The organism is Polaromonas sp. P1_G1 (assembly GCF_056405595.1).
Genome location: NZ_JBFUBU010000002.1, coordinates 1 through 13541, shown reverse-complemented (window position 1 = coordinate 13541; position 13541 = coordinate 1). Strand labels below are relative to the sequence as shown.

General features: G+C 61.0%; 13 protein-coding genes. 10 read left to right on the top strand and 3 right to left on the bottom strand.

All coding sequences use genetic code 11. The annotated features are described in order from the left end of the window. Window positions 1-145: 145 nt before the first annotated feature. The 9 genes from AC1D1Y_RS00980 to AC1D1Y_RS00940 all read left to right on the top strand — a co-directional run bounded on the left by AC1D1Y_RS00980 (window position 146) and on the right by AC1D1Y_RS00940 (window position 10162). Complete coding sequence (locus AC1D1Y_RS00980; RefSeq protein ID WP_477680697.1) at window positions 146-1480, top strand: ABC transporter substrate-binding protein; 1335 nt, start codon at window positions 146-148, stop codon at window positions 1478-1480. Window positions 1481-1630: 150 nt separating this feature from the next. Continuing rightward, entirely contained in the window at window positions 1631-2440 is an 810-nt protein-coding gene (locus tag AC1D1Y_RS00975; RefSeq protein WP_477680696.1) for an ABC transporter ATP-binding protein, read from the top strand. Window positions 2441-2599: 159 nt separating this feature from the next. Continuing rightward, complete coding sequence (locus tag AC1D1Y_RS00970) at window positions 2600-3853, top strand: phenylacetate--CoA ligase family protein (RefSeq protein ID WP_477680695.1); 1254 nt, start codon at window positions 2600-2602, stop codon at window positions 3851-3853. A 164-nt stretch (window positions 3854-4017) separates the two neighbouring features. Further along, on the top strand, window positions 4018-5013 hold the full coding sequence (locus AC1D1Y_RS00965) for a tripartite tricarboxylate transporter substrate-binding protein (RefSeq protein WP_477680694.1): 996 nt from the start codon (window positions 4018-4020) through the stop codon (window positions 5011-5013). A 286-nt stretch (window positions 5014-5299) separates the two neighbouring features. After that, entirely contained in the window at window positions 5300-6253 is a 954-nt protein-coding gene (locus AC1D1Y_RS00960) for a Bug family tripartite tricarboxylate transporter substrate binding protein (RefSeq protein WP_477680832.1), read from the top strand. Between the two features lie 342 nt (window positions 6254-6595). After that, window positions 6596-7285 (top strand): prepilin peptidase, encoded by a 690-nt coding sequence (locus tag AC1D1Y_RS00955; RefSeq protein ID WP_477680693.1) that lies wholly within the window; start codon window positions 6596-6598, stop codon window positions 7283-7285. Between the two features lie 501 nt (window positions 7286-7786). Continuing rightward, a complete protein-coding gene (locus tag AC1D1Y_RS00950) occupies window positions 7787-8224 on the top strand; it encodes a hypothetical protein (RefSeq protein ID WP_477680692.1) in 438 nt (145 codons plus the stop codon). 484 nt (window positions 8225-8708) lie between these two features. Continuing rightward, complete coding sequence (locus tag AC1D1Y_RS00945; RefSeq protein WP_477680691.1) at window positions 8709-9296, top strand: prolyl hydroxylase family protein; 588 nt, start codon at window positions 8709-8711, stop codon at window positions 9294-9296. Window positions 9297-9358: 62 nt separating this feature from the next. Then, window positions 9359-10162, top strand: coding sequence for a hypothetical protein (locus AC1D1Y_RS00940; protein ID WP_477680690.1), 804 nt, complete (start codon window positions 9359-9361; stop codon window positions 10160-10162). Window positions 10163-10264: 102 nt separating this feature from the next. On the opposite strand, the gene AC1D1Y_RS00935 is transcribed toward AC1D1Y_RS00940, so the two are convergent. Further along, complete coding sequence (locus tag AC1D1Y_RS00935; RefSeq protein WP_477680689.1) at window positions 10265-10432, bottom strand: DUF1840 family protein; 168 nt, start codon at window positions 10430-10432, stop codon at window positions 10265-10267. A gap of 76 nt (window positions 10433-10508) precedes the next feature. Next, complete coding sequence (locus AC1D1Y_RS00930; RefSeq protein ID WP_477680688.1) at window positions 10509-11237, bottom strand: hypothetical protein; 729 nt, start codon at window positions 11235-11237, stop codon at window positions 10509-10511. Between the two features lie 286 nt (window positions 11238-11523). On the opposite strand from AC1D1Y_RS00930, the gene AC1D1Y_RS00925 reads away from it, so the two are divergent. After that, the gene (locus AC1D1Y_RS00925) at window positions 11524-13074 is read left to right on the top strand and encodes a tetratricopeptide repeat protein (protein WP_477680687.1); all 1551 of its coding nucleotides are present in this window, start codon (window positions 11524-11526) and stop codon (window positions 13072-13074) included. A 102-nt stretch (window positions 13075-13176) separates the two neighbouring features. On the opposite strand, the gene AC1D1Y_RS00920 is transcribed toward AC1D1Y_RS00925, so the two are convergent. Beyond that, window positions 13177-13479 (bottom strand): DUF1840 domain-containing protein, encoded by a 303-nt coding sequence (locus AC1D1Y_RS00920; protein ID WP_436156923.1) that lies wholly within the window; start codon window positions 13477-13479, stop codon window positions 13177-13179. Between the last annotated feature and the right edge of the window lie 62 nt (window positions 13480-13541).

The following is a 13541-nucleotide window of genomic DNA, read 5'->3' as shown; positions in this document are numbered from 1 at the left end:
CGCCACCACTCATAGGGTTAAGGATTACTCGAAATCACCGATGCGGTGTCGGTCATTCAATCGTTTACTGAGGTGCCAGGTTTTAAGTGCAAGGTTTTGAGTTCCAGGTTTTCGCGGTGTTATTCAATATTTCCAGGAGACAACAATGAAGATTCGTAAATTGATGTTGGCAGTGGCCATCCTCGCCACCGGCGCCTCGTCCTTGGTGGCGACCGGCGCCTATGCGCAGGCGAAGGAGCAGTTCTTCCCGGTGCTGTCCTACCGCACCGGGCCTTACGCGCCCAACGGCGTGCCCTGGGCCAACGGTTATGTGGACTACCTCAAGCTGGTCAACGCGCGCGGCGGCATCAACGGCGTGAAGATCTCGTTCGAAGAGTGCGAAACCGGCTACGACACCGCGCGCAGCGTCGAATGCTACGAACGCCTCAAGGGCAAGAACGGCGGCGCCACGCTGGTGCAGCCGCTGTCCACGGGCGCCACCTTCGCCATCACCGAAAAAGCCCCCGTCGACAAAATCCCCGTGGTGACCGTGGGCTATGGCCGCAGCGAGAGCGCCGACGGCTCCATCTTCAAGTGGAACTTCCCCATCGCCGGCACCTACTGGGTCGCCGCCGACGCCATCCTCCAGGCCATCGCCAAGAAGGAAGGCGGTTTCGACAAGCTCAAGGGCAAGCGCGTAGCACTGGTCTACCACGACTCACCGTTCGGCAAGGAGCCGATTCCGCTGATGCAGGAGCGCGCCGCCATGCACGGTTTCACCCTGCAGCTGCTGCCCGTCACCGCGCCCGGCGTCGAGCAGAAAGCCACCTGGCTGCAGATCCGCCAGTCGCGCCCCGACTACGTCGCGCTGTGGGGCTGGGGCATCATGAACACCACGGCCATCAAGGAAGCGCAGGCCACCGGCTACCCGCGCGAGAAGATGTACGGCGTGTGGTGGGCCGGTGCCGAGCCTGACGTGAAGGACGTGGCCGACGGCGCCAAGGGCTACAACGCCGTGACCATGCAGCACGGCGCCGAGCCGAACTCCAAACTCGCCAAAGACATGCTGACCCTGGTGCACGGCAAGGGCCAGGGCACGGGWCCCAAGGAAGAAGTCGGCCAGGTGCTCTACATGCGCGGCGCCATGAGCGCCATGCTGGGCGTGGAAGGCCTGCGCGCCGCGCAGGACCGCTTCGGCAAAGGAAAAATCATGACCGGCGAGCAGGTCCGCTGGGGCCTGGAAAACCTGAACCTGACCCAGGCCAAACTGGATGCGCTGGGCTTTGCCGGCGTGATGCGGCCCATCAGCACCTCCTGCACCGACCACATGGGTTCGGCATGGGCGCGCATCCACACCTGGGACGGCAAGGAATGGAAGTTCACTTCCGACTGGCTGCAGGCCGATGAGCAGGTGATCAAGCCCCTGGTCAAGTCCACCGCCGCCAAGTACGCCGCCGAGAAAAAGCTGACGGCGCGCACGCCGGCCGACTGCCAGTCTTGAGCGGCGTAGCCGCTCTGACTGGCTTTGCCAGTACTGACGGCACCCACCCCAACCCCTCCCGCCAGGCGGGAGGGGCGCGGCTCTCGCGAGCCGCCAGCCTTGAGGGCTGCCAGCAAGGCGATCAGCCCTCAAGATTGGTCAGGAAAAAATATGGACACACCTAACATCGTTCTCAACGTCAACGGCATCGAGGTCATCTACAACCACGTGATCCTGGTGCTCAAGGGCGTCTCGCTGCAGGTCCCGCAGGGCCGCATCGTGGCCATCCTGGGCGGCAACGGCGCGGGCAAGACCACCACGCTGCGCGCCATCTCCAACCTGCTCAAGGGCGAGCGCGGCGAAGTCACCAAGGGTTCCATCGAGCTGCGCGGCGAGCGCATCGAGAACCTCTCACCGGCCGACCTGGTGCAGCGCGGCGTGGTGCAGGTCATGGAAGGGCGGCACTGCTTCGCCCACCTGACCATCGAAGAAAACCTGCTGACCGGCGCCTACACGCGCAGCAGCAAGGCCGAAGTGGCCGCCAACCTCGAGAAGGTCTACAACTACTTTCCTCGCCTGAAAACCCGGCGCACCTCGCAGGCGGCCTATACCTCGGGCGGCGAGCAGCAGATGTGCGCCATCGGCCGCGCGCTCATGGCCAGCCCGTCCATGGTGCTGCTCGACGAGCCCTCCATGGGCCTGGCGCCGCAGATCGTCGAGGAGGTCTTCAACATCGTGAAAGACCTGAACCAGAAGGAGCAGGTCACCTTCCTGCTGGCCGAGCAGAACACCAACATGGCGCTCAAGTACGCCGACTACGGCTACATCATGGAAAGCGGGCGCGTGGTGATGGACGGCGCGGCGAGCGACCTGGCCAACAACGAGGACGTGAAAGAGTTTTACCTGGGCGTGGGCGGCGGCGAGCGCAAGAGTTTTAAAGATGTCAAAAGCTACAAACGCCGCAAGCGTTGGCTGGCTTGACATGGCCCCCACGCTTTTCACTTCGTGTAATGCGCTGCCCCCCGAGGGGGCCGCTGCGCCTGCGGCCCGGCAAAGCCGGTTCCGCGGCCCCTGCTGGCTTCAGATCTCCACTTGTGATTTGAATGCACTGGGGCATTGACAGGATTTGGACGATATCGAATGACAACACATTACGACACCCTGGAACACCGGCCGCATGCCAGCCGCGAGGCGGCCCAGCTGGCGGCGCTGCCGCAGCAGATCGCGCATGCGCAATCGCACGCGCCGGCTTTTGCCGGCATCCTGAAGGGCGTGAACGGTGCGGCGGTCAGCTCGCGCGCCGCGCTGGCGCGCCTGCCCGTCACGCGCAAATATGAACTGCTGGCGCTTCAACAGGCCGCGCGCGAGGCGGGCGGCGATCCCTTCGGCGGCTTCAGCGCGCTGCGCTACGGCGCCGCGATGCCGCGCGTGTTCGCCAGCCCCGGCACGATTTATGAACCCGACAGCACGCGCAAGGACTACTGGCGCATGGCGCGCGCGCTGCACGCCGCCGGTTTCAGGCCCGGGCAGCTGGTGCACAACTGCTTCAGCTACCACTTCGTGCCCGCCGGCACCATGATGGAAAGCGGCGCCCATGCGCTGGGCTGCACCGTGTTTCCGGGCGGCACCGGGCAGACCGAGCAGCAGGTGCAGGCCATGGCCGAGCTCAAGCCCGCCGGTTATGTCGGCACGCCCAGCTTCCTCAAAATCATTGTCGACAAGGCCGCCGAGATGAAGGTGGGGCTGCCCAGCGTGACGCGCGCCATGGTCTCGGGCGAGGCCTGCCCGCCCAGCCTGCGCGACTGGTTCAGCGAGCGCGGCATCGCCGCCTACCAGTGCTATGCCTCGGCCGACCTGGGGCTGATCGCCTATGAAACCGAAGCCCGCGAAGGCCTGGTGCTGGACGAAGGCGTGATCGTGGAAATCGTGCGCCCCGGCACCGGCGACCCGGTCGCCGAAGGCGAGGTCGGCGAGCTGGTGGTCACCACGCTGAACCCCGACTACCCTCTGATCCGCTTCGGCACCGGCGACCTCTCGGCCGTGCTGCCGGGCCACTGCCCGACCGGCCGCACCAACACGCGCATTAAGGGTTGGATGGGCCGGGCCGACCAGACCGTCAAGGTGCGCGGCATGTTTGTGCACCCGGGCCAGGTCGCCGACATCGCGAAACGTTTTCCTGAAGTGCTCAAGGCCAGGCTGGTGGTCAGCGGCGAAATGGCCAACGACAGCATGCACTTCCAGGCCGAGACGGCCTCGGCCCCCGACGGGCTGGACCAGCGCATAGGCGAAGCCATACGCGACGTCACCAAGCTGCGCGGCACCGTACAGCTGGTGGCGCCCGGCAGTCTCCCCAACGACGGCAAGGTTATTGAGGACGCTAGGAGTTACAAGTAAAAGTAGCCTGAAAGGCCGCATAAACAGTGCTTTCTAACGGTTCTTGACGTTTCCTTAAACCCGGAAAGACGGGTTCATAAAGGGGATAGCCCTTACGTAGTTCCCGCGATGTTGGCGCAGTAAGGGGACCGTAAACTTGGCGCGTTCATCACAAGGAGACGCCCATGAAACGCCTGTTAATCCTCGCCGCCGCAGCGACGGCCATGTTTGCCGCCCACGCGCAAGCCCCCGCCTTCCCCGGCTCCAAGCCCATCAGTCTTGTGGTGCCCTTCGCGGCCGGCGGACCGACCGACCGCGTCGCGCGCGACCTTGCCGAAGCCATGCGCAAGGCCATGGGCGGCAGCGCCAACTTTGTCGTTGAAAACGTCAACGGTGCCGGCGGCACCATAGGCGCGGCCAAGGTGGCGCGCGCCACACCCGACGGCCACACCCTGCTGGTGCACCATATCGGCATGGCTGCCGCAACGGGCCTGTACCGCAAGCTGCCTTACAAGGTGCCCGAGGATTTTGAGTTCCTCGGCATGATCAACGAAGTGCCCATGACCATCATCGGCAAGCCGCAGCTGGCCGCCAACAACTACCGCGACTTCGAGAACTACATCCGCGCCAATTCCGGCAAGCTCAACATCGCCCACGCCGGCCTGGGCTCGGCTTCGCACCTGTGCGGCCTGATGTGGCAATCGGCCATCAACGCCAAAGAAGCGATGACCACCATTCCCTTCGGCGGCACCGCGCCGGCCATGAATGCGCTGGTTGGCGGCCAGGTCGACATGATGTGCGACCAGACCACCAACACCACCGGCCAGATCGAAGCCGGCCGCGTCAAGGCCTTTGCCGTCACCACCGCCAAGCCGCTGTCGAACAACAAGCTGCTCAAAGACTACCCGACCCTGCAGGAAATGGGCCTCAAGGGCTTTGACCTCACCGTCTGGCACGGCATCTACGCACCCAAGGGCACGCCCCCGGCGGTGCTGACCCAGCTCAACAACGCGCTCAAAGCGGCCCTGAAAGATCCCGAATTCATCAAGAAGCAGGAAGGCCTGGGCGCCGTGGTGGTGACCGACAACCGCGTCGACCCCGCCGCCCACAAGGCCTTTGTGGTCAACCAGATCGCCAAGCTCAAGCCCGTGATCGAAGCCGCCGGCAAGTTTGCCGACTGATTGACATTCACTGAATCCGCCAAGCCGCCCGGTTCGCGCCGGGCGGCTTTTTTTTATATCCGCAGATGTCGCAGATGAAGACAATCCGGCTGCCCACAACTTGCGATCAAAAAACCCGGGTTTAACCCTCTTGAAGGAGCTGCCTGCGGACGCTATCTTCATGCGACCCCCCGGCCGTGCCGGCCATTCCCTGGAGCCCCTCTTGAACAACAACAGCAGCAAACCCTTTCTCTCCCGCCACTACGGCGCCCTCTTTGCCACCGCGCTGGCCGCCCTCACCACCTTCATGGCCACGCCGTCTGCCTGGGCCCAAAGCGCCAACTGGCCGGCCAAGCCCGTCAAAATCGTCGTGCCCTTCGCGCCCGGCGGCACCACCGATATCCTGGCCCGCGCCATGGCACCTGAACTCTCCAAAGCCTTCGGCCAGCCTTTTGTCGTCGAGAACCGCGCCGGCGCCGGCGGCAACATCGGTGCCGACGTGGTCGCCAAGTCCACGCCAGACGGCTACACCCTGCTGATGGGCACCGTGGGCACACACGGCATCAACAAATCGCTGTACAGCAAGATGGCCTACGACCCACAAAAAGACTTCGCGCCCATCACGCTCGTCGCGGGCGTTCCCAACGTCATGGTGGTCAACACCGAAAAAGCCAGGGCCGCCGGCATCAACAACGTCAGCGACTTCATACGCGCGGCCAAAGCCAAGCCCGGCACCTTCAACATGGCCTCCAGCGGCAACGGCACCTCCATCCACCTGGCGGGCGAGCTCTTCAAGACCATGAGCGGCACCTACATGACGCACTTCCCCTACAGCGGCTCCGGCCCCGCGCTGCTGGCCTTGGTGGGCGGCGACATGGACGTCATGTTCGACAACCTGCCCTCTTCCATGCAGCTCATCAAGTCCGGCAAACTCAAGGCCCTGGCCGTCACCAGCTCAGAACGCTCGGCCGCCCTGCCCGACGTCCCCACCATAGAACAGGCCGGCGGCCCGGCCCTAAAAGGCTATGACGCCAGCTCCTGGTTTGGCTTGCTCGCACCTGCGGGCACACCGCCCGACATCGTGAACCGCATTCAACAAGAGGCTTCGAAAGCACTGGGTACGCCGGCGATGAAGGAAAAGCTATTGGCACAAGGCGCAATCCCCAGCGGCAACACGCCGGCCCAGTTCACGGCCTTTATCAACGCTGAGCACAAGAAGTGGGCGCAGGTGGTAAAGGCTTCTGGGGCGAAGGTGGATTGAGGGCCGGATCTTTGCACGCGCCTATTTGCACGGACCAAGACGAATCAACAACTTGAATTAATCGCCAACGCCGGCTCCGAGTCACGAGATCTGCTGCTTGGCCTGTGCTCCTTCATATTGGGGAGGCGGAAGCCACACTGTCACCCTAGAATCGGTTCGCGGGGTTTGGTCCTCTTTTTACCGAACCAAGTGAAACTCAAAATTGGCAATAAGTTTTTTAATAACAGACACTTGGATGCGCTTTCAGCGGCCAGGTTATACCGCACGCGCCAAGTTATGCCGCAGGTCCTCCGGTATACATCACGTTAGAAGCCCCTTACACCCGTTGGATATCACCTGCCAATGAACGAATACGTCCTCTCAGCCATAGCCGCAGTTCTCTTCGCCGGTGCTACGGCTCTCGTACTTCTACCTTTGGCACGGCGAATTCCGGCTCTTCTTGAGCTTCGCTGGCAGCAGGAGGTTGAGGAACACATAGCGCACCAGCGCGACGGAATATCTCGCATTGACCTCCCGGGCTACCCGCCATATGTCATCGTTGCAATCGGAGCAGTGCTCGGATTCGTCTCTTTGACCGCTTATGGTTTTAATGCTGAGGGTGCGGCAGCCTGTGTCTTCTTCTTTTCTTTGCTCTTGCTCCTTGCCATCAATGTCAAACACGCGCTGCTTCCAGACATGGTCGTATTACCGGCCATGTGGGCGGCGTTACTGTTTCACTCCCTCACTGGCCATGCCGCTGAACATCTTTATGGGGCAGTTGCGGGCTATGCCGCGCCTTTCTTGCTCATGGTCGTCACGAAGCGGGTCACTCGAGCCGAAGTCATCGGTCGAGGCGACATGAAGGCCCTCGCAATGGCTGGTGCTTGGTTCGGCCTTGCAGCGCTGCCGATCCTGTTGGGCGCGTTTCTAGTGAGCGCTATTGCGTATGCAATCCTCGCCAAATTGACCAGGCGAGGCCCTGGCCTTGTTCCAACCGGTCCGGCGCACTTGGCTGCATCCCTTGTATTCCTCCTATATGCGAGGGGCTTCTAACCCCTCCGTCAAGGGGACTGGCCTGCGGCCATCCCCTTACCTCGAACGTTAGGGCCCTCGCAATGGCAAAGTGGAGTGGCGTACCCGCCGAAAGTAGGCTCCAGTGGCAACGCATCTTTGCGGCCTCCACCGAAGGCATCTCCTTGTCCGCAGCCTGCCCCTGCTGCGGCCATCTCGGTCTCCGACGGTACTATGGCAAAGCCTCTTCTCGGCCAGCTCGCCCAGGCTATGTGGGCGTCGGAGCGTGCTGGGAGTGGTGCACTTTTTGCAAGGTGTATGAGCATTCCTCTTCGCTGGTGCCGGCGTGGTGGCAGCCCATGCCGGAGGTCATGGAGCACAACCTCACAGTCGAGCCCGAGCAGCTCGAAATTCAGCTCAACCAACTTGGGATGCCAGGTGCCTAACCCCTCCGTCTATTCAACAGCCTTGCATCGAGCGGGTGTCCACAAGCGGGCTTTGCCCCCTTGCGGCCGCCCCTCGTGTCAAACGTAGAGGGTACCAATGGCGACCAGCCTCTTCTTCGAAATCCCGGACGACTCACGCAAAGCGTTTGCAAGAGCAGAATCGCTCAGTGAGTGGTATGAGGCCGTCCAAGCCGCGGCTGGGGATGACGCACCAAAATTTGACGGACAAGACTCGGCGGCTGCGTGGCAGCACTCGTTACAAGCCAATGGGTTGCAGACCGCTGTTGGCCAGCTGTTCGTCGGCGAGTTTAGAAGTGGCCTGGAGGCTTCGGCTGATCCCGCAGTTGTGTTCTTAGGAACCCTTTTCGTGAGCGCAATCGCTGCGGACCTTAGGGAACGGGGAGAGGCGTTCTTCCGCAAGCTACTCGCGGAGCAAAGTCACGAGGCAGACGTCTGGATGTACCAGCCCCTCTTGAGATTCATGGGAGAGGCGGCTAATCGAAGAAGCGCGGTCGTTGTCTTATGGGGGACGTGAGCATGCGTTCTAGCATTTCGGTCGACACTGGGGCCTTGCGGCGTCCGCGCGCGGCGTGCGCTCCTGCAAGTCGCCGGTCACCTCAGCGTTGGACCGCACATGTTGCCGAAGCGCATGTTTGAGTTCCTCGACCGTGGCGACTGCGTCGCTGCCGAGGTTCCAGTTGAAACGAGCGGTACGCGATGTTTTGTACGCATTCGGCCTGTACCGAAGCCAGGCGTTCCTCGTGACGAAAGAAGGTACCTGAACTCGACGTGGTCCACTTGGGAGTATTGGGACTTCGAGTTCCGTCGTTTCACTCTTCAAGAGGGGTGGGAAGGGGATGAATGGAACTACGATCGCTACATCGTGAGCGATGCACGCCGAACCACATCTGACCCAGCTTCCTTTCAACTACTCTTGGCTGAATGGGTTCCCGATGCAGCACTCCTTCAACACATCTCCGAATCGTCATGTCCGGAGTGATGAGGTTTAACTGGTTGGTATGACCACAGTGCATACTTCGAGCATGAACGGAACTACACCGTCGCTTCTGACCACCCATTCAGAACGAGTTTTCACGATTGATCACTTTCTTGCCGCGGCGGACTGTGCTGAGCTGATGGGGCTGGCGGATGCGCATGGATTCGAGTCGGCGGGTGTACGCACCGCCGGGGGCCAGCAATCCATGCCCATGGTGCGTAACAATGAGCGCGCCTTGTTTGAGTCACCTGGCTGGGTACAGCGCTTATGGAAGGGCCTGGCGGCGGCGGCACTGCCAAGCTTGCAAGGACAACAGGCTGTGGGCCTGCCCAAGGACCTCCGCTTTTACAAATATTCGCCGGGGCAGCGCTTCAAGATGCACAAGGACGGCCCGTGGATGGAGGGCGGCCTCACCAGCCGGCTGACTTTCCTGGTCTACCTCAACGAAAACTTCATCGGCGGGGAAACCGATTTCCGGGACTTCAAAATCCCGCCTCGGACCGGCCGCGCCCTGCTTTTTGTCCATGACACCTGGCACGAAGGCGCGACGGTCGAGCGAGGAAGCAAGTACGTTTTGCGTTCTGATGTTCTTTATGGGGTGGTGCCTTAGCGACGCCGCGCTCAGGGCCTCACCCGTTCCCGCATCATCATCGAACTTGAAAAACCACCTCTTTGATTGCCGAAAATGCACTCCATGAGTTGCATAATTCGCAGCTGGATCGTGATAAGCATGCTGTGTATCGAATGAACAGCTCGCCACTCCTCTTTATTTTTTTGAATATGACTACTCCAGAAAAATCCAACTTTGCACCTCCTGAAGCTGATAACAGCGATTTGATTCACGCGCTGGTAAAGGCTTCCATGAATGCTATTCCGGTAGTCGGTGCACCGGCAGCAGATATGTTTGCCCTGTTAGTTACGCCTTCTCTAGAAAAGCGCCGTATGGAGTGGATGACGCGTGTTGGCGAAGCGCTGATCTCACTGTCACAAGAAAAGGGACACGACTTCAAAGCGCTTGCTGCAGACGAAGGATTTGTAGATGCAGTAGTCCATGTAACTCAGTCCGCCTTGCGTACTTCGCAGCTGGAGAAACTGGACATTCTTCGTAACGTCATCCTAAACAGAGCATTTAATGTCGCACCGGACATCACTACTCAGCACATACTGTTAGAGCTGGTGGATTCCTTGACTGCGCTGCACATTCGAATACTCAACTATTTTCGCGCTGGAGAAATTGAACTCCATTGGAAACGCCCTGAGGGTAGTGATTCCCCAACTTACCGGTTTTTCGAACATTTCGATGAGCTTAAAGGCAATGTGATAGGGGAGAGGATTTGGCAGGACCTGAATACCGAAGGGCTTATTAGTCACGGTGCTACGTCGCTGGGCGATGGTTTACTCAAAGCGAAAGCCAGCGACCTTGGGCTTCTCCTTTTGGATTTGATTGCCGAGGCTCCTGGAGCGAAGGTGGACTAGCGTCGCGCCAGCCTCCATGAAAAAGCCCTGTCACCAGGTTTTTTTCATTCATACATATATAGATAGGGGCCGCCGCGGCGGCACCGCTATCCGCCCAGGAGCCTAAACGCCCCAGACCACCTCATGCCCCGACTTGAGGTTGCGCTGGAGCATGTCGATAAAGGGCACGGCGCGCTGGCGCAGGCCCAGGCCGTCGCCGGAGACGACCCCATCGTTGGTATTGGCGTCGTGGGCTTCCTCATGCGCGATGGCGATCACCAGCAGCACCATAGCTGCGACCGTGCTGATGTCTTTTGATCTTTCTCATGCCTTCGATTGCATTGCCACGCACCCCTTTTCGCTCTTATCAATTGCATAGATAGATCTGAAGTGACGAGCTACCAGGGAGGTCTCTGCGGTGCCATCCGGTCAAGCCGAACGGTGTTTTGACAAGCAGTGGCGGGGTTGCCTCCTCCGGTAGCGCCGAGCGCACGCCAATAACAGTCACTTTCGTTTCAGCGGAGACAGTCGCTACGACAGTGCTGGATGTTGGCGACTCATACAGCGGAGTGCTTTTCACCACGTCAGTTTCATCCCCGATGTACAGAATCGGCTGCTGCACTTCAACTACGGCCTTTTCTGTGACAGCAAATTTTCGGGTGGTGCGCGGACCACAAAGTGACAAATGCCTTTGATTCAAATAGATGGTGCCGCTGCCGTTGAAGTACCAATCCCCATCGTTGGTAGCCACAATCGGAAATTTGCCAAGCAGCTTTCCTGTTCGTGCGCTTATCAATTCAAAGTATGAAGGGAAATGCTCGGTGTCCTGGACCGCGTCAAGGTGTGCTTGAACATTTGCTGCAAGCGAGAGGGTTCCCAGGCGTTGTCGTCTGAAGAAGCGCGGGTCGTAAGCGCCGATTGGCACTTCGCCTCCGAGCCATGGACGAAATAGGGATTGCCTCTCCACATGAATTTGTGGTGCAGCCAGCGGTTTTTCAGGGAACGGATTTGTTTGAGTTTCCGCATGCGCGGCAAACGCCAGGGCCGATGTCACGCCAACAATGAGACGAACAGCCGTTTGAAAATCCAAGAACATAGAGACGCTTCCATTTATTGAGATTGCGCTAAGCAGCTGGGTTGTCTTTGGGCCCAATAGCAGCTGGCGGTCATCGCGGGTTAGGGGCCGGCCGCTGCGCGGCCGTCAAGAAACAATCCGCGCCACCTTTGCAAAGCACTAGCCGACGGACTGTAGAGGGATGATGGAAAAGATGCCAATGGCGTTTCGGCATGCGTACATGCTCATCTCTCATAGAGAGAATGGACACAGATCGAGCCCCCACACGCTTGCAGATAAACTCCCACAAACAAAAGGGAGGATCGTCATGAACACCAAAGCAGCACGTCGCCGTGCAGGCTACTTTTCGGCCACCTGCGTACTGGCCGCCGTACTTCAGCTCAGCAGCCCGTCGGCCTTCGCGCAGGCGGCCGCACCGGCCAATGCCCAAATTACTTCGCGCCTGGACCAGGTCACAAAAATGCTCGCCGGCGCCGCATCCCGAGATGCCAATGCGGTGTGGGATGCGAAAACGGAGATTGAAGAGCTGCCTTACCCGGCCCGCGGCGACCGCAAGCTTGCGCGGCGGCTGAACACCACGGCGCTGGAAAAGTTCAAGGCTGACCAGATGGCAGATTCGGCGGCCGATTTTGAAAAGGCGCGGCGGGCCGACCCGTCTGACCAGGAGATCGCCAACAACTACGGCTACATGCTGTACCGCGCGGGCAAGCTGACCGAGGCGGAAGCGCAGCTGCGCTACACACTCGCGCTGGCGCCGGCACGGGCTGCCGCCTGGGCCAACCTGGCAGAGGTGTTTGGGGCGCAAGGGCAGGTGCAGCGTTCGGCGGATGCGTTTGTGGTGTCGCACCGCTTTTCACGCAACCCGGACACGACGCGCCAGTACATTGAAAAATTTGCCGCCTCCACGACGGACTCCGCCGGGCTGAAGCAGGGCGCTGCGCAGGCGCTTTCACGGCTGTTCCCGACTGCGGGTGCGAATGGCGCCGCGGCGGCTGCCGCGCAGCCGCTGGCCAGCACGGCGGCTGAGCGCAATGTGGCTGCGCAGACGGAAATGGCTGCGGCCGCGGGCGCTGCTGCGGCAACCCCCGCTGCTGTTCGCACGCCCGCCGCTGCAGACACGGCCAAAGCGGCGCCGGTGTCGCTGGCGAATCCGTTTGCGCGGCTGCTGTCGCAGCTGCCGAATCCTGAAGTCGCGGCGCTGTTCCAGGCGGCTTCCAAGGGTAACGCCGGCACGCGTGAAGAGCTGCTGCGCCTGGCCAATGGCGGCAATGCCCGCGCGCAGCACGCCGTGGCGATGCTTTACAACAACGGGATGGGCGTGGAGGTGAACCACGAGCTGGCCAATACCTGGTACCGCAAGTCGGCGGACGCGGGCTTTGTGCTGGCGCAGGCCAGCCTGGCATGGAACCAGCACAACGGCATTGGCACGCCTGTGGACCCGGCCCTGGCCTTTGAGAACTACCGGCGCGCCGCGGAGCAGGGCCATCCCTATGCGATGAACAACGTGGCGGTGATGTATTACCGGGGCCAGGGCACGCGGCCGGACGTGAAGGCCTCGTTTGACTGGTTTATGCGGGCGGCGGAAGCGGGCCTGGCGCGCGGCGCGCACAACGTGGCCTCGCAGCTTGAAAACGGCAACGGCCAGCCGGCGGACCCGCGCAAGGCCTTTGCCTACTACCTGTCGGCCGCGACGTCGGGCTTTGCGCAGTCGCAGTACAAGGTGGGCCACGCCTATGAATACGGATGGGGCGGCACGCAAGACAAGGCTGCTGCCGCTGAGTGGTACAAAAAAGCGGCGCTACAGGGCCTGGAGCCGGCCAAGGATGCGCTGAAGCGGCTGGGTGTGACTGACTTTTAAAGCAGCGGCCTCGGAGCACATGGTCCCAAGTCGCCCTCCCCACAAAGCAAAAAGCCCTGTCACCAGGGCTTTTTTTATGGATGGCGGATGCGCTTGCGGTGGTCAGACGCCCCAGACCACCTCATGACCCGACTTGAGGTTGCGCTGCAGCATGTCGATGAAGGGCACGGCGCGCTGTCGCAGGCCCAGGCCGTCGCCGGGGACGACGCCATCTTCGGCATTGGCGTCGTGGGCTTCCTCGTGCGCGATGGCGGCCTGCAGCGCGGCGATGGCGGCGGGCATCTGCTCGGGCAGGATGATGCCTTTGGGGGCGGGGTCTTTGCCGATGATTTCGAGGACTTTGCGGCCGTTGGCTTCGAGCATGATCACATCGCCGGCGTCTTTGGATTTGAATTTGTAAAGCATGGATAAGCTCCTCAAGTTGGACAGACAGGCCATTATGGAAAGTTTTTGAACCTGTGTATGTA